14 protein-coding genes are annotated in these 16,021 nt (G+C 73.0%); 11 read left to right on the forward strand and 3 right to left on the reverse strand.

What is annotated here, in order from left to right; translation table 11 throughout:
• Positions 1 to 157 precede the first annotated feature (157 nt).
• From ACFFKU_RS04670 to secA, 8 genes are all read left to right on the forward strand, one after another.
• Positions 158 to 883, forward strand: coding sequence for a ComF family protein (locus ACFFKU_RS04670; RefSeq protein ID WP_380136068.1), 726 nt, complete (start codon positions 158 to 160; stop codon positions 881 to 883).
• A gap of 236 nt (positions 884 to 1,119) precedes the next feature.
• A complete protein-coding gene (gene hpf / locus ACFFKU_RS04675) occupies positions 1,120 to 1,866 on the forward strand; it encodes a ribosome hibernation-promoting factor, HPF/YfiA family (protein WP_380136069.1) in 747 nt (248 codons plus the stop codon).
• A gap of 184 nt (positions 1,867 to 2,050) precedes the next feature.
• On the forward strand, positions 2,051 to 2,737 hold the full coding sequence (locus ACFFKU_RS04680) for a response regulator (RefSeq protein ID WP_380136070.1): 687 nt from the start codon (positions 2,051 to 2,053) through the stop codon (positions 2,735 to 2,737).
• Positions 2,738 to 2,741: 4 nt separating this feature from the next.
• On the forward strand, positions 2,742 to 3,986 hold the full coding sequence (locus ACFFKU_RS04685; RefSeq protein WP_380136071.1) for a winged helix-turn-helix domain-containing protein: 1,245 nt from the start codon (positions 2,742 to 2,744) through the stop codon (positions 3,984 to 3,986).
• Between the two features lie 224 nt (positions 3,987 to 4,210).
• Complete coding sequence (locus tag ACFFKU_RS04690; RefSeq protein WP_380136073.1) at positions 4,211 to 5,839, forward strand: biotin carboxylase; 1,629 nt, start codon at positions 4,211 to 4,213, stop codon at positions 5,837 to 5,839.
• Positions 5,840 to 5,897: 58 nt separating this feature from the next.
• Positions 5,898 to 7,202 carry a serine hydrolase domain-containing protein gene (locus ACFFKU_RS04695; RefSeq protein ID WP_380136074.1) on the forward strand — a complete coding sequence of 435 codons (1,305 nt, stop codon included), beginning with the start codon at positions 5,898 to 5,900 and terminating at the stop codon, positions 7,200 to 7,202.
• Between the two features lie 102 nt (positions 7,203 to 7,304).
• The gene (locus ACFFKU_RS04700; protein WP_380136075.1) at positions 7,305 to 8,525 is read left to right on the forward strand and encodes a serine hydrolase domain-containing protein; all 1,221 of its coding nucleotides are present in this window, start codon (positions 7,305 to 7,307) and stop codon (positions 8,523 to 8,525) included.
• A 107-nt stretch (positions 8,526 to 8,632) separates the two neighbouring features.
• Complete coding sequence (secA, locus tag ACFFKU_RS04705) at positions 8,633 to 11,284, forward strand: preprotein translocase subunit SecA (RefSeq protein ID WP_380136077.1); 2,652 nt, start codon at positions 8,633 to 8,635, stop codon at positions 11,282 to 11,284.
• A 21-nt stretch (positions 11,285 to 11,305) separates the two neighbouring features.
• On the opposite strand, the gene ACFFKU_RS04710 is transcribed toward secA, so the two are convergent.
• Together ACFFKU_RS04710 and ACFFKU_RS04715 are read right to left on the reverse strand one after the other, a co-directional pair.
• Entirely contained in the window at positions 11,306 to 11,854 is a 549-nt protein-coding gene (locus ACFFKU_RS04710; RefSeq protein WP_380136078.1) for an Rv3235 family protein, read from the reverse strand.
• A 79-nt stretch (positions 11,855 to 11,933) separates the two neighbouring features.
• Positions 11,934 to 12,662, reverse strand: a complete 729-nt coding sequence (locus tag ACFFKU_RS04715) for a LysM peptidoglycan-binding domain-containing protein (protein WP_380136079.1) — start codon at positions 12,660 to 12,662, stop codon at positions 11,934 to 11,936.
• 193 nt (positions 12,663 to 12,855) lie between these two features.
• On the opposite strand from ACFFKU_RS04715, the gene ACFFKU_RS04720 reads away from it, so the two are divergent.
• Positions 12,856 to 13,395 (forward strand): hypothetical protein, encoded by a 540-nt coding sequence (locus ACFFKU_RS04720; RefSeq protein WP_380136080.1) that lies wholly within the window; start codon positions 12,856 to 12,858, stop codon positions 13,393 to 13,395.
• Positions 13,396 to 13,426: 31 nt separating this feature from the next.
• Here ACFFKU_RS04720 and ACFFKU_RS04725 read toward each other — a convergent pair whose 3' ends face one another.
• Positions 13,427 to 13,651 carry a helix-turn-helix domain-containing protein gene (locus ACFFKU_RS04725; protein WP_380136081.1) on the reverse strand — a complete coding sequence of 75 codons (225 nt, stop codon included), beginning with the start codon at positions 13,649 to 13,651 and terminating at the stop codon, positions 13,427 to 13,429.
• Between the two features lie 164 nt (positions 13,652 to 13,815).
• On the opposite strand from ACFFKU_RS04725, the gene ACFFKU_RS04730 reads away from it, so the two are divergent.
• Together ACFFKU_RS04730 and ACFFKU_RS04735 are read left to right on the forward strand one after the other, a co-directional pair.
• Positions 13,816 to 14,487, forward strand: coding sequence for a hypothetical protein (locus ACFFKU_RS04730; RefSeq protein WP_380136082.1), 672 nt, complete (start codon positions 13,816 to 13,818; stop codon positions 14,485 to 14,487).
• Complete coding sequence (locus tag ACFFKU_RS04735; RefSeq protein WP_380136083.1) at positions 14,484 to 15,719, forward strand: CpaE/TadZ family protein; 1,236 nt, start codon at positions 14,484 to 14,486, stop codon at positions 15,717 to 15,719. Before ACFFKU_RS04730 ends, ACFFKU_RS04735 begins: the two co-directional genes overlap by 4 nt.
• The last annotated feature ends 302 nt before the right edge of the window (positions 15,720 to 16,021 follow it).

Below are 16,021 nucleotides of genomic sequence, written 5' to 3' on the forward strand. Positions count from 1 at the left end.
GTCATGCGCCGCATCCTGGACGCCGGCCGTCCCGCCACGAGCGACGGTCGTGATCCCTGTGGACGATCGCTGTCCACGGGTGCGCCTGTGGACACCGTCCGTCCGCGCCCACTGTGGACAGGGCCAGGTGCGGCGCCACGGGCGGCAGGCTCGCTCCGTGACCTGGTCGCCCCGTCTCCCCGCCCCCCTCCGTGGCCCGCTCGGGGCCGCGGTCGACCTCGCGCTCCCGTCGGCCTGCGCAGGGTGCGGTGCCGCGGGTGGCTCGTGGTGCCCGCGCTGCGCGCGCGAGGTCGTCCGGGCGGGCCTCGTGCTGCTGGACGACCTGTTCCCCGGGGTGGGCGCGCGGGCGGTGGCCCCCCACCACGGCGCCGCGCGGCGCGCCCTGCTCGCCGTGAAGGTCCACGACCGGGCCGAGCTGAGACCCGTCCTCGCGCGGTGGCTGGTGGGCGGTCTCGACGACCTGCTCGGCGACGGTCCGGCGACCCTGGTCCCGGTGCCGTCCCGTCGGGCCGCGTCGCGCTCCCGCGGCGGTGACCTGGTGGCCGACCTCGCGGCCCGGGCCGCGAGGGCCCGTCGGTCGGAGGGCCGCGCGACGGTCGTCCGGCGCTGCCTGCAGCTCCGGCGCCACGTCCGTGACCAGACGGATCTCGGAGGGGCGGCCCGCCGACGGAACCTCGCGTCCGCCATGCGGGCCCGGGCGGCCCCGTCCGGTCCCGTGGTCCTCGTCGACGACGTCGTGACCACGGGGGCGACGGCCCAGGAGGGGGTCCGGGCGCTGCGGGCGGAAGGGGCGGACGTGGTCGGCGTCGTGAGCCTGACGGCCGTCGGACCCGACCCCGCGGGGCGTGCTGGGCCGGGATCGACGGATGGACGGAGGTCATGACGCACCCTCCTGGGCAGGCTCCCTCACCCTGGTCTAGCGTTGCTCCATGGCGGTCGGTATCGACTGGCCCAGGGCCGGAACCAAGGATGGATCCGTGCCTGCAGGGGCCCAGGAACGGTGGATCCGCACTGCCACGCGCAACCACCCCGTGGGGGTGACGCGCAGCTCGGTATGACGGTCAGGGGTGGGCCGCGCCGAGCGCGAGCCCACCTTGTGTCGATCAAGGGAGGCATCCCGTGGAAATTGTGGTCACCGGACGACACATCGAGGTCAAGGAGAGGTTCCGGCGGCACGTCGAGGACAAGTTGGACAAGGTGACGCAGCTGGCGCCCCGGGTCCAGCGCATCGACGTCGAGGTTTCCCACGAGAAGAACCGGAGGCAGGCGAGCAACTGCGAACGCGTGGAGATCACCGTTCGCGACAAGGGGCCGGTCGTGCGCGCCGAGGCGTGCGCCGACGACCCCTACGCCGCGCTCGACCTGGCCGCGACCAAGCTGATGGAACGGCTCCGACGGTCCCGGGACCGCCGCAAGATCCACCATGGACGCCACCGGCCCGTCTCGGTGCACCAGGCGACCGCCGGATTGAGCGACGAGGCCCTCGTCCCGGTCGACGGCGTCCCGGCCGCGGTCGAGCCCGATCCGGCCCCCGTGACCTCGACGCCCAGCGGGTCGGCGACGCCGGACGGGGCCACCTCCCTGGGCGACTCCCCGGTGATCATCCGTGAGAAGGTCCACGCCGCGGCGCCCATGACGCTCGACCAGGCGCTGTACGAGATGGAGCTCGTGGGCCACGACTTCTTCCTGTTCGTGGACGCCACCTCGCACCGTCCGAGCGTCGTCTACCGACGGCGGGGCTGGGACTACGGGGTGCTGCACCTCGACGTGCAGGACGGCGGGACGGGGTCGGCGGACGGGGCGTCCGCGAACGGCGCCGCCGTCTCCGAGGCAGCCCTGGCCGCCGTGGTGGGCGCGCGGGGCTGAGGCGTTCCAGGTCGGCGGCGGCAGGCGAGCCGCCGCCGACCTTGCGCCACCTCCCGGTCGACGATGCGCCCGGGTCGTCCGGACCGGGATCAGCGACCCGCGGGTTCCGTCGACGTCGGGGTCGGGCGTGGAAAGATCTTGAAGGGTACGGTCCGTACCCGTCCAGCCCCGGAGGAGGATCCGCATGACCTCGACCTCGGAGCCGACAGCCTCCATCCGCGTCGTCGTGGTCGACGACCACTCCCTCTACCGCCGCGGGCTGCAGATGGTGCTCTCCACCGAGGACGACATCGAGGTCGTGGGGGAGGCCGAGGACGGGGCGGCCGCGGTGGCCGTCGTCGAGGAACTCCTCCCCGACGTCGTGCTGATGGACGTCCGGATGCCCCGGCGCTCCGGGGTCGACGCGTGCGGGGACGTGCGGGCGGTGGCGCCCTCCACCAAGATCCTCATGCTGACCTCGTCCGAGGACGAGGACGACCTGTTCGGCGCGATCCGCGCCGGGGCCAACGGTTACCTCCTGAAGGACGTGCCTGCCGAGGACGTCGCCGAGAGCATCCGTGCGGTGGTCGGGGGCCAGTCCCTCATCAGTCCCCGCATGGCCGGCCTGCTGCTCGGCGAGTTCGCCGCCATCTCGCGCCGCGGGCCCGAACGCGCAGCCGTCGCCGAAGGACCGCGCCTCTCCCCGCGCGAGATGGAGGTGCTCCGCCAGCTCGCCCGGGGCCTGGGCAACCGGGATATCGCCGGTGTGCTCGGCATCAGCGAGAACACCGTCAAGAACCACGTGCGCAACATCCTGGAGAAGCTGCAGCTGCACTCCCGCATGGAGGCGGTCATGTACGCGGTCCGGGAGAAGCTCGTCGAACTCAGCTGAGGCCGTGCGCGAGATCAGTGCCCTCGAGGCCCGACGGTGCGCCCTCCACGCCTCGGGGTTCCGGCCGCGGGGACGGGCTGCCGTGGGCCCGGCCGCCCTCCGACGGGTCCTCGACCAGCTCGGTGTCGTGCAGATCGATTCCGTGAACGTGCTGTGCCGCAGCCACTACCTCCCGTTCTTCGCCCGCCTCGGCCCCTACGACCCGGCCCGCCTCGACGGTTTCGCGAACCGTGCCCCGCGACGGATGGTCGAGTACTGGGCGCACGAAGCCTCCTACGTCCCGCCCGACGTGCACCGGCTGCTCCGGTGGCGCATGGCGCGAGTGGCCGAGGACGCCTGGGGCGGCGTCCGCAGCATCGCCCACGAGCGGCCGGAACTGCTCCCCGTCGTCCTCGGCTTCCTCGCCGAGCAGGGACCCGCGACGGCCCGTGAGGTGGAGCGGGCGCTGGCCGGACCGTCCGACCGTCCCCGCGACCACTGGGGGTGGAACTGGTCGGGGGTGAAGAGGGCTCTGGAGCACCTGTTCTTCGCGGGTGAGATCTCCTCCGCGGGCCGCAACGCCCACTTCGAGCGTCGCTACGACGTGGTGGAGCGGGTCCTGCCGCGCGAGGTCCTGGACGCTCCGGACCCCGAACCCGCCGATGCCGTGCGCGAACTGGTGCTGCGGGCGGCGCGGGCCTGCGGCGTGGCCACCGAGCCCAGCCTGCGGGACTGGTTCCGGTTGAGACCGGAGCCGGTCCGCACCGCCCTCGACGAACTCGTGGAGGCCGGCGAGCTCGAACCGGTCCGGGTGCGGGGCTGGGACTCCACCCTGCGGCGGCCCGCCTTCCGGGTGACCGGGACCCGGGCCCCGCGGGGTCGCGCCCGGGCCCTGCTCACCCCGTTCGACCCCCTCATCTGGCACCGCCCGCGCACCGAGGAGCTCTTCGGGGCCCAGGTGCGGCTGGAGTTCTACACCCCCCGGGAGAAACGGGTGCACGGGTACTACGTGATGCCCTTCCTGCTGGGGGAGAACGTCGTCGCCCGTGTCGACGTCAAGTCCGACCGCTCGTCCGGTCCCGGTGGGGGCGGGGTGCTGCGGGTCCTCTCGGCCTGGGCCGAGCCGGGTGCCCCGGCCGAGACCGCCGAGGAACTCGCCGCGGAGCTGGGTGAGCTGGCCCGGTTCCTGGGGCTGGACACGATCGTCGCCGAGCCGCGTGGGACCCTTCCGGCACTGATCCCCGTTCTGCGCGAAGGACCCTTCCGATGACCCTCAGCCCCACGCCGGAGAACCAGGCGAGCTCGACCCCGGCCCGTCCGGTGACGAGCTGGCGACGAGTCGGCGATTGGCTTGCCCGTCTGGTGGGTATCCGCCAAGATCCTCGGAACCCCGCAGCCACGGCGTTGCGCGAACCGGTCGCGGCCGCCCCGGCCCCCGCGGTCCGGGACTCCTCCGCCGCGGCCGCCGTGACCCCTCCGGGAAGGACCCCGTCCATGTCCGAACGGCCCACCCCCAGCCCGGCCCGTCGTCGTGACAAGACGTTGCGCGGGGTCGCCGAGATCCGGCACTTCTTCCGGACCAACACCACCCCGGTCTTCTTCGTCGGGGCCGTGCCCTTCAACCTGCTGGGTCTGGACCGCTGGGTCCGCAACTTCGGCTACATCACCTACTACGACCCCTGGGACGGTGCCCACCCCCGGGTGTTCACCCCGCGCGACAAGCCTTACGTCGAGTTCGAGAGCGGCGAGGAGATCAACAACTACCTCCTGCGCCACCCCGAGGTCCGGGCCCACATGTCGCGGCTGGGGCGCCGGCCCAAGGTGGCGATGGTGTTCTTCAACGCCGAGACCGAGGAGATCTGCCGCGAACTGGGCTACGACCTGATCCTGCCGAGCGCCGCGCTGCGCGAGCACCTCGACTCCAAGATCGTCACGACGCGCCTCGGCAACGAGGCGGGGTCCCCGAGCGTGCCGAACATCCTGACCCAGGTCTCCTCCTGGGACGAGCTCGTGGAGCAGACCACGGCGGCCCGCCTCGGCACCGACGTCGTCCTGCAGACCCCCTACGGCGACAGCGGCAAGACCACGTTCTTCCTCACCTCCGAGAAGGACTTCGAGGCCAACCGCGACGACATCGTCGGTCAGCAGCAGAAGATCATGAAGCGGATCGAGAACCGGGCGATCGCGGTCGAGGCCGTCATCACCCGGCACGGCACGATCGTCGGCCCCCTGATGACCGAGCTGACCGGTCGCCCCGAGCTCACGCCCTACCAGGGCGGTTGGTGCGGGAACGAGACCTTCCCGACGACCGTGACCGGGGAGCGCCGCAGCCGGACCCAGCAGCTCGTCCGCCGCCTCGGCGACCGGCTGCTGAAGGAGGGCTACAAGGGGTTCTTCGAGGTCGACGTGCTCATCGACGTCGACACCGACGAGGTCTACCTGGGCGAGCTGAACCCCCGGATCAGCGGGGCGACGTCCATCACCAACGTCACCGCCGGCGCCTACTCCGACGTCCCGTTGTTCCTGTTCCACCTGCTCGAGTACATGGGTGTCGACTACGAGATCGACGTCGACGAGATCAACGCCCGCTGGGACAGCCTCGCCTCGGTCGACGCGTGGAGCCAGATGGTCATCAAGGAGACCTCCAAGATCACCGAGCGCATCACGGCGGCGCCGGCCACGGGTCAGTGGTCGCTGGACGAGCACGGCGAGGTCCACTACCGGCGCCCGGCGCTGGACTGGCACCAGCTCCAGGACGAGAGCGAGTTCTTCTTCCTGCGCATCTACGGTCCCGGGGACTACCGCTGGAAGGGTGCCGACCTCGGCGTCGTGGTGACCAAGGGGCGTGTCCAGTACGCGGCGGGAGACGTGCCGGAGGTCGAGATCACCCCCGACGACGAACTCGACGACTCGGCGCTCGCCGCCGGGTCGCACCCCGATCACGACGACGCCGCGGAGGGTCAGGTCGGCGCCCCGGTCGACCTGGACGACGACCCCGACGCGGGTCCGATCCGGCTCACCGGGCGCGGGGCGACCCTGGTGGCGGCCATGCGGTCGCGCTTCGCGGGCATCCCGGTGCCCACCGACGATGGTCCCGCCGGGGGCGCGGGCCTGAAGTCGTGACGCGCCGCCCCGGAGCGTCGGTTGCCTCGGAGCACGAGGCGTGATGGTGTCCGACGTCGTGTCCCTCCCCGAAGAACCGCTCGACTCCCCGCCCCAACCGGCCAGCTCGCCGGCGGTGACCCCGCCCGTGGGGGAGGCGCCGGGCGCGGCCGAGCCGGTCATGGTCGGGTTCCCCCCCTCGCCGGCCCACCGCTGGCGGCGCGGCAGCTGGCAGACCGCCCCCGAGAACCGGTGGTCCTTCCGGCACCTTCGCGAGGTCGTGCCCACGGCCAAGGTGCGCCGGGGCAGCGGGGCCGGCGTCCCGCTGCCCGCGGGGCCCGCGCTCGACCTGCGGCTGCCCGTCCCCACGGCCGAGGGGGAGCGGCCCCTGCGCGACGTGCTCCACGACACGGTGACCGACGGTTTCCTCGTCCTGCACGAGGGTCGTCTCGTCGCCGAGTGGTACGCGGAGGGGTACGGCCGGCACGACACCCACGTCCTGATGTCCGTCAGCAAATCGGTCGTCGGCTCGCTGGTGGGCATCCTGGTCGAGCGGGGAGCCGTGGACGTGGAGGCTCCCGTCGACCGCTACGTGCCCGAGCTGGCCGACGCGGGGTACGGCGGCGCTCGGGTGCGCGACGTCCTGGACATGCGGTCCGGGATCGCGTTCTCCGAGGCCTACACCGACCCCGACGCCGAGGTGCGCCGGATCGAGGAGGTCATCGGCTGGGCGCCCCGCACCGACGAGGCGCTGCCGACCTCGATGTACGACTACCTGGCCACGCTGCGGGCCAAGCGCGGTCACGGCGACGCCTTCGAGTACCGGTCCTGCGAGACGGACCTGCTCGGCTGGGTCTGCGAGCGCGCGACCGGGACGCGGCTGCCGACGCTGCTCTCGGACCTGCTCTGGTCGCGCCTGGGGACCGAGGACGACATGGACGCGGCCGTGGACCCGGCGGGAGCCGTCTTCGCCGACGGCGGTCTGGCCTGCTCGCTACGCGACCTGGCCCGGTTCGGCCGCATGATCCTCGACTACGGCCAGGCGGGCGGGGAACAGGTGGTCCCGGGGTCCTGGATCGAGGACACGCTGGCGGGGGCCGAGGACTCCCGGACGGTCTTCGCCGACTCCGGGCACGGGGAGTGGCTGCCGGGTGGGGCCTACCGCAACCAGTTCTGGGTGCCGGAGGCGTCCAGCCGGACGCTCATGTGCATGGGCATCCACGGCCAGCTGGTCTGGATCGACCGGGTCCACCGCCTGGTCGTCGTGAAGCAGTCGTCGTGGCCGCGGGCCCAGGACCTGACCCGGCTGACGGCGACCTTCGCGGCCGTGCGCGCCGTGACGGAGCACCTCACGACCGCGACCGAGCGCGTTACATCTGGGTGAAACCACAGCGCCCCGGGGGGCCCCGAGCCCGTGGGCGGGCTAGCCTCACCTTCTTGAACATCGGGTGAAGATCCCGCGGGGTGGGGTCGGGAGGAGGCGGTCGTGGGCGGGTTCGGCTCGGCACCGTCCATGCTGCCCCCGGTGGCGGCCGACCCGTTCGCGGCGGCGCGCGAGCGCGGGGACGGGCGGTTGCGCTGGACCTTCCAGCACATCGGCGACCTGGTCCCGACGGCCCGCATCGGCCACGGGACCGTCGCCGGACCGGAGCTCCCGTTCACGGACTACCGGCCCGACCGGTTGCGCGTGGTGCTGCCCAGCGGGGGCACCGCGTCCGTCGCCCAGGTCATGGACCTCACCGACACCAACGGGTGGACGGTGCTGCACGACGATCCGCGGACGGGGCCGAGCGTCCTGGTGGAGCGCTACGTCCCGGAGATGACCCCGGCGACCCCGCACCTGCTGATGTCGGTGACCAAGTCCGTCGCCGGGATCGTCGCGGGAGCGCTCGCCGGTCGGGGTCTGCTGCACCTCGAGGCCCCGGTCACGTACTACGTGCCCGCGCTCATGGCCTCGGGGTACAACGGCGCCACCGTCCGCCACCTGCTCGACATGCGCTCCGGGGTCCGCTTCCGCGAGGACTACCTGGACCCCTCGGCCGACGTCAACGTCATCGAGCAGGCCTTCGGGTGGGTGCCGCGGCGCTCGCCGGACGTGCCCGCCACGCTGCGCGAGTTCCTGCTGCGACTGCGCCAGGAGGGGCCGCACGGCGGGCCGTTCCTCTACCGCAGCTGCGAGTCCGACGTCCTCGGCTGGGTGCTGGAGGCGGCCACCGGGGCACGCTTCGCCGACCTGGCGGCCGACCTGGTCTGGTCACGCATCGGCGCCCGGCACGACGCCAACATCGGGGTCGACGCCGAGGGCAGTGCGATGTGCGACGGTGGCATGTCGGCCACGCTGTCCGACCTCGCCCGCTTCGGCCTCATGCTGCTGCGCGGCGGCACGTCGCTGACGGGGGCCGAGGTGGTCCCCGGCTGGTGGATGCAGGACACCCTGCTCGGCGGTCCCGACTCGGCCGAGGCGTTCGCCGCCAGTCCGGGAGACAACCGCATGCCCGGCGGCTTTTACCGCAACCAGTTCTGGATCCCCGACGTGCGACGTCCCGTCCTGCTGGGCCTGGGCATCCACGGGCAGATGCTCTACGTGAACCTGCGTGCCCGGGTGGTGGCGGTCAAGCTGTCCAGCTGGCCGGTGCCGCAGGACGCCTACCGGCTCTTCTCGACCGTCGCGGCCTTCGACGCGATCGCGGCCCACGTCAGTCCCTGACGTCACGCGCGTCGCACCGGCCGCATCACGCAGCGCTCACCCACGATTGACGCAGCGCGAGGCTGGTGTCGGCCCACCGCGGTGAGCTGCGCCATTAGAGTGGCGCCGTGGCTGCCATCCTCGAGAAGGTCCTGCGCGCCGGCGAAGGCCGGGTGCTCAAGCGTCTGCATCGCATCGCCGAGCAGGTGAACGCCCTCGAGGAGGACTTCGTCGCGATGAGCGACGAGGACCTGCGCGCCGAGACGGACCGCTTCCGCGAGCGACTGGCCAAGGGCGAGACCACCGACGACCTGATGCCGGAGGCCTTCGCGGTCGTCCGCGAGGCCGGTCGTCGCGTCCTCGGCCAGCGTCACTTCGACGTCCAGGTGATGGGCGGCGCGGCGCTGCACCAGGGCAACATCGCCGAGATGCGGACCGGCGAGGGCAAGACCCTCGTCGCGACCCTCCCGGCCTACCTCAACGCCCTGACCGGCAAGGGTGTCCACGTCATCACCGTCAACGACTTCCTGGCCGAGTACCAGAGCGACCTCATGGGCCGCGTCTACCGGTTCCTCGGGCTGAGCAGCTCCTGCATCCTGTCCCGGATGCGCCCCGACGAGCGGCGCCTGGCCTACGCGGCCGACATCACCTACGGCACGAACAACGAGTTCGGCTTCGACTACCTGCGCGACAACATGGCGTGGAGCACGGCCGAGATGGTCCAGCGCGGCCACCACTTCGCCGTCGTCGACGAGGTCGACTCGATCCTCATCGACGAGGCCCGCACCCCGCTCATCATCTCCGGACCGGCCGACCAGCCGACCAAGTGGTACGTCGAGTTCGCCAAGATCGCGCGCCGGCTCACCAAGGACGTCGACTACGAGGTCGACGAGAAGAAGCGGACCATCGGCGTCCTCGAGGCGGGCATCGAGAAGGTCGAGGACCTCCTCGGCATCGACAACCTCTACGAGAGCGTGAACACCCCGCTCATCGGGTTCCTCAACAACTCGGTGAAGGCCAAGGAGCTGTTCGCCCGCGACAAGCAGTACGTGGTCTCCCCCAAGGACGAGATCCTCATCGTCGACGAGCACACGGGTCGCATCCTGGCCGGCCGCCGGTACAACGAGGGCATGCACCAGGCCATCGAGGCCAAGGAGGGGGTGCCCATCCAGAACGAGAACCAGACGCTGGCCACGATCACCCTGCAGAACTACTTCCGCATGTACGACAAGTTGTCGGGGATGACGGGGACGGCCATGACCGAGGCCGCCGAGTTCCACCAGATCTACAAGCTCGGCGTGGTGCCCATCCCCACCAACCGCGAGATGATCCGGCGCGACCAGCCCGACCTCGTCTACAAGACCGAGACCGCGAAGTTCGAGGCGGTCGTCGAGGACATCGCCGAGCACCACGCGACCGGCCAGCCGATCCTCGTGGGCACCACCAGCGTCGAGAAGAGCGAGTACCTCTCGGGGCTGCTCAAGAAGGCCGGGATCGACCACACGGTCCTCAACGCCAAGCAGCACGAGCTCGAGGCCTCGATCGTCGCCCAGGCCGGTCGCCGGGGAGCCGTCACCGTCGCGACGAACATGGCCGGCCGCGGGACCGACATCATGCTCGGGGGCAACGCCGAGTTCATCGCGGTGCAGTCCATGAAGGACCGCGGTCTCGACCCGGAGGCCGACCCGGCGACCTACGAGAGCGCCTGGCCCGGGGTCCTGGAGGAGGCCGAGGAGTCGGTCAAGGCCGCGCACGACGAGGTCAAGGGCCTGGGTGGCCTCTACGTCCTCGGCACCGAGCGCCACGAGTCCCGCCGCATCGACAACCAGCTCCGCGGCCGCTCCGGCCGCCAGGGGGACCCGGGGGAGTCGCGCTTCTACCTGTCGCTGACCGACGACCTCATGCGGTTGTTCAACGCGGCCCTGGTGGAGTCGTTCCTCACCCGCAGCGGCATCCCGGACGACGTGCCCATCGAGTCCAAGATGGTCTCCCGCGCGATCCAGAGCGCCCAGGGGCAGGTCGAGGGCCGCAACTTCGAGATCCGCAAGAACGTCCTGAAGTACGACGACGTCCTCAACCGGCAGCGCGAGGTCATCTACCGCGAGCGGCGCCAGGTCCTGGAGGGGGCGGACCTGCACGAGCAGGTCCGGCACTTCATCGACGACACGGTCACCGCCTACGTGGTCGGGCAGACCGGCGACGGCCTCCCCGAGGACTGGGACCTCGACGCGCTGTGGTCGTCCCTGCAGACGATCTACCCCGTCTCGGTCACCGTCGACGAGGTCGTCGAGGCCGCCGGCGGCCGCGGGAACCTGTCCGTGGACCGTCTCGTGGAGGAGTTGCGGGCGGACGCGCAGACCGCCTACGACCAGCGCGAGGAGCAGATCGGCGCAGAGGGCACGCGTGCCCTCGAGCGCCGCGTGGTCCTCTCGGTGCTGGACCGCAAGTGGCGTGAGCACCTCTACGAGATGGACTACCTCCAGGAGGGGATCGGGCTGCGGGCCATGGCCCAGCGCGACCCGCTGGTCGAGTACCAGCGCGAGGGGTACCAGCTCTTCCTGGCGATGACCGACGCCATCAAGGAGGAGTCGGTCGGCTTCCTGTTCAGCCTCGAGGTGCAGCAGGCGCAGGCCGCGACCGGGATCGCCCCGCCCGCCAACGTCCACCTGCAGTACTCCGCCCCCTCCGCCGACGGTGACGTCGAGGTGCACTCGGGTGACGCGGGGAGCACCGAGGCCGAGACGGGCAACCGCGCCCAGCGGCGGGCCCAGCGCTCCTGAGGGTTCGCGTCAGGCCCGTGGTCAGCCGAGCTCGCACGCGGTGACCCGCCAGGAGTCCCCGCGGGCCTCGAGCCGCAGCGCACCGGCCCGCACCCGGTCGTCGACCTCGACGACCAGGGCGATCTCGATCGTCCGGTCGTCGAGGCGGCAGCTGCGGGTGGTCCGGATCCGCGGCGGTCGACGCAACGTCTGCTGACCGGCGTGCCGGAGCCGCGCGGTGCGTTCCTTGGTCTGCAGCTGCACCTCGACGGAGGACCAGCGGAGCAGCTGGGCGGCGGGCCGTCGCCCGTGCAGCACCTCCAGCAGCGTGATCAGGAAGCGCCGGGCGAACGCCGTCGCGTCCGGACGCGGCGCGGGCTCGCCCACCGGGAGGCGGCGTCCCGCGGGGAGCAGTGCCGGGCGCGAGGAGCGGCCGGGCACCTGGAACGGCAGCACCTCCTGACCCGGGCCCGCGACGGGGGCGTGCAGCAGTGCGCTGACGTCCTGCACGGCCGGCGGTCCCGGTGGGGGGACCGGGTAGCGGCGCAGGCGGCGTTCTGCCTCGACGGGGGCGGCGGGCGGTCGGGGCACGGTGGGCTCCTGGGGTCGGTGCGGAGGGCGGGCGGCAGCGGGCGATCGACGCGGGATCGGATGGTCGGGGGCCGGGCGCTCAGGGGAGGCGCAGGACCTGTCCCGGGAGGATCAGGTCCGGGTCGGCGCCGATGACCGCGCGGTTCACGTGGTGCAGGCGTTCGACCTCGCGCTGCACCGTGCCGGGATCGGCGTCCGGGCCCAGCCGGGCCTCCGCGATGCCCCACAGGGTGTCGCCGCGCAGGACGACGTGCTCGATCCCACCGGCGGTGACCCGCTCGGTGAGTCCCGGTCGGGCGGTCCGGTCCTCCTGGACGACGGGTGCGGGGGTCGTCGCTGCGCCGACCGCCTCACCGACGGTGTGGACGACGTCGCGCGGTGCGCTCACCGGCCACGCCGATTCCGGCATCCGGGGCGCGGCCTGGGCCGCGGCGACACCGGAGCCGAGGGCCAGCCCCACCGCCACCGACACCAGCTTGCGGACGGCGGCCGGCACCGGCGCCGTCCGCGTGCTGGGCGCGGGGGGCCGGGCGTGCCCCCGTCGCCCCGGCGGGTCGCGGCGCTCGCCGAGGGCGTCGGCCCCGGCCAGCAGCACGGCCAGGGCCAGCCAGGCGCACACTCCGGCGACCCCGAGCACCGCCACGACCACCACGAGGTCGGCGGTGGAGGCAGCCCCGGCCAGGGCGGCCGGGAGGCAGCCGAGCCCGGCCCGGAGGGCGACCGCGGCGCCGAGGCCGGGGAGCGCCGCCAGGGCCAGGACGAGGGTGCAGGCCAGTGCCTGGCGTGGGCCGGGACGGTGCGGCAGCACGGGATCTCCCTGGACGTTGTTGACCACCGAACGATGCCGGAGGCGGGTCGATGCCCTCGAATCGTGTCGTTTGGTGCAGTTGGACGGCTCTTGTGTAGCAAGAACCCTCCGTTCGCGACGACAAGATCACCGGGTGATCCCCCCGACGGGCCACACCGCGCCACGAACCGTGATCACGTCCTAACGTCGAGCGGTGAGATGGGAACAGCTCTTCGACGACCTGGCCGCCCGGGGGGCCGCCGAGGTACGGCTCGACCGGGCTGCGGAGGTCGCCGACCGGCTCACGGCCGAGCTGGCGCAGATCGATCTGTCCCGCCGGTTCCGGGCCTCGGCGACCGTGGCGATGGACCTGGTGGACGGGTCGCACGTGGTTGGGGCGCCGGTGGCCGCGGGCCCCGGCTGGTTGCTCCTGGACGCGGCCACGCCCTCGCCCTCACCGGCGCAGGTGCTGGTGGTGGCGGCCGCCGTCGAGTCGGTGACCGGGTTGGGGGAGCGCGTGGCCGCGGAACCGGGGCCCCTGGAGTCGCGCGAGTCCCTGGTCCTGGCCCTGCGCGCGGTGGCCCGGGCCGACGCGACCGTCCTGCTGCGGACGCGCAGCGGCAGGCACCTGCGAGGCCGGCTGAGCCGGGTGGGGGCCGACCACGTCGACGTCGACCTCGACGGCGGCGTGGGGACCCGTCACCGACGGACCGTCCCGTTCTCGGCCCTGGTCTGCGTCGAGCAGGTCGCGTGAGATGGTGTCGCGCCCGTCGGGGCGCGCCGGGCTACTCGCCCTCGAGGACCAGGGTCGACTGCGCGACGCCCGCCCGGGTCTGCTCGTACATGCGGGCGATGTAGTCCTCGAGCTCGGTGGTCTCCACCCGCCACTGCCCGCGGCCCCCGACCTTGATGGCCCGCAGCTCGCCGGTCCGCACCAGTGCGTAGGCCTGCGCGGCGGAGATGGAGAGCATCTCGGCCACGTCCGCCAACGGCAGGAAACGGGGATTCACGGTCACTCCAAGGGGTCTAGCACGCGCGTGGCTGCAGTGTGGCACGTCGGCACCCCCCGGCAGGGCCGATCGGGCTAGCCCTGTGGACAACCTCCGGGAGGTCCTCCGGGCACCCCGCACCATGGCCGACGGGCGCGACCGGCGCGCCACGGAGGGGGACGGCGATGACGAGGTTGCCCGCGCAGGCGGTCCGGGCGGCGACGGCCAGACGTCTCGCGACCCCCTCCTGGCGCGATCCCCGCCTGCTGGTCGGTCTGCTCCTGGTGGCCGCGTCGGTGGCGCTCGGGACGGGCGTGGTCGGCGCGGCCGAGCGCACGGTCGGCGTCTACGCGGTCGCCGACGCGGTGGGCGCCGGGAGCACCGTGGAGCAGGGCGACCTCCGGGTGGTGCAGGTGCGCCTGGACGCGGGGACCGAGAGCCGCTACCTCCGGGCCGGTTCTGCGCCGCCCGTCCCCGCGGTCGCGATGAGGTCGCTGTCGGCCGGGGAGCTGCTCCCGCGCGACGCGATCGGGGACCCGGGACGGCTGCGGGCCCGGGCGGTCAGTCTCCCGCTCCCGGGACGGCTGCCCACCGGGGTCCGCGTGGGCGGGCAGGTCGACGTCTGGGCGGCCGCGACCGATCCGACCGCGGGCCTCGCGGGGGCGACGGAGGTCGAACCGGTGCAGCTGGTGGCCGGTGCCGACGTGGTGTCCGTGGACGACGGTGCCGGGAGCCTGGCCGCGGACGGGTCGACGGTGCAGGTGCTCGTGCCCGTCACCGCGCTGCCCGAGGTGCTGGCGGCCCTGACCCGGGACGCCCGCCTCGAGGTGGTCCCGGTCCCCGGAGGCCCCGCGTGAGCATCGGCGTCGTGCTCCTGGTGCACGGACCGGCGGAGTCCCGGCTCGCCCGCCGGCTGGGATCGCGTCGGGACCTGGTGCTGGCCCGGCGCTGCGCGGACCAGGCCGAGGCGCTGGCCACCATCGCGGCGGGCATCGGGGACGTGCTGGTGGTGTCCGAACCGTTGGCGGCGCCCGACACCGATCTGGTCGCCGCCGCGGCCGCCTCGGGCCACGAGCTGCTCGTCCTCCTGCCGGGAGGGCACGACCACGACGAGTCCCGACGCCGGTGGGTCCAGGTGGGGGCCCGACACCTCGCCCGGCTCGACGACCCGTCCGAGGAGGTCGTGCGTCGGATCGTGCTCGCGGCGGCGGGCCCCGGACCGGAGGCCGGGGTGCCGGGCGGCCCGTCGGAGGGGGACGTCACGCCGGCGGGGACCACCGTCCCCGCCCGGGAGGGGGCCACCGGTCGACTGCTCGCCGTCTGGGGTCCCGTGGGTTCGGTCGGACGGAGCACGATCGCCGTCAACGTGGCCGCCGAGCTCGCCGACCGGGGAGCGGGCGTGCTGCTGGTGGACGTCGACACGCGGGGGGCGGCCCTGGCCCAGCTGCTGGGGGTGCTCGACGAAGCACCGACGCTGCTGGCGGCGTTGCGGGCCGTGGCCGAAGGCAGACTCGGTGCCGAGGAGCTCTTCGCTCTCGCCCCGGAGGTGGCGCCGGGGTTGGCGCTGCTGTCGCACTCCCCGGACCCGGGCCGGTGGCGCGAGGTCCGGCCCTCGGCGCTCGGCCCGCTGCTGGTCCTGGCCCGCACGGCCTACGACTGGGTCGTCGTCGACGTCGGCGGAGGACGTGCCGATGACGGACCCGCCGGTCGTGACGGGGTCCTCGACGCCGTCCTGGACCGCGCCGACGCGACCCTCGTCGTGGGGGCGGCCGACCCGGTGGGGCTGCAACGGTGGATCCGCTGCTGGTCCACCCGTGACGACGAGCCCCCGGTACCGGCCCCCGTCGCCGTCCTCAACCGGGTCGCGGGCTCGCCGGCGGCGCGCCGGGAGGTGCGTGACGTCGTGCGTCGGCACGCCGCGGTCGCGGAACCCGTTCTGCTGCCGGACGATCCGTCCGTCGCCGTGGCGACGACGCGAGCCCGCACGTTGGTGGAGGCCACCCCACGGGGGAACCTCCGTCGGGCGGTGGCCGAGTTGGCCGACCAGCTCGACGCCGGCCTCCTGGCGCCTGCGCCGAGCGGGATTTGACCCTGTCGCAGCCTGCCGTTAACGTAGTTGTCACACCGCAGCGCGGAGGAACGGACGGACAGCCGGCCGGTCCGCCTGGGTGAGGCTCGAATCCCAAGAGATCTCGACGCGCGGCTCAAGTAGCCGCCCACCGGATCCGATGGACACGGAGCCCGCTTCGGAGGGTGTAAGCTTTCCGAGCCGGAAACGGAAATCGCAGGGTCCGAGATCGCGCACAGCGCGATCGGAGCCCTGGTGTCCGGTTCTTGAGAACTCAACAGTGTGCCATGAATGTTGATGCCATTTGTTTTACCCCTTCCTCG

Origin of the sequence: Kineococcus gynurae (genome assembly GCF_042433995.1) — a bacterium.
In the GTDB taxonomy this organism is placed as follows: Bacteria; Actinomycetota; Actinomycetes; order Actinomycetales; family Kineococcaceae; genus Kineococcus; species Kineococcus gynurae.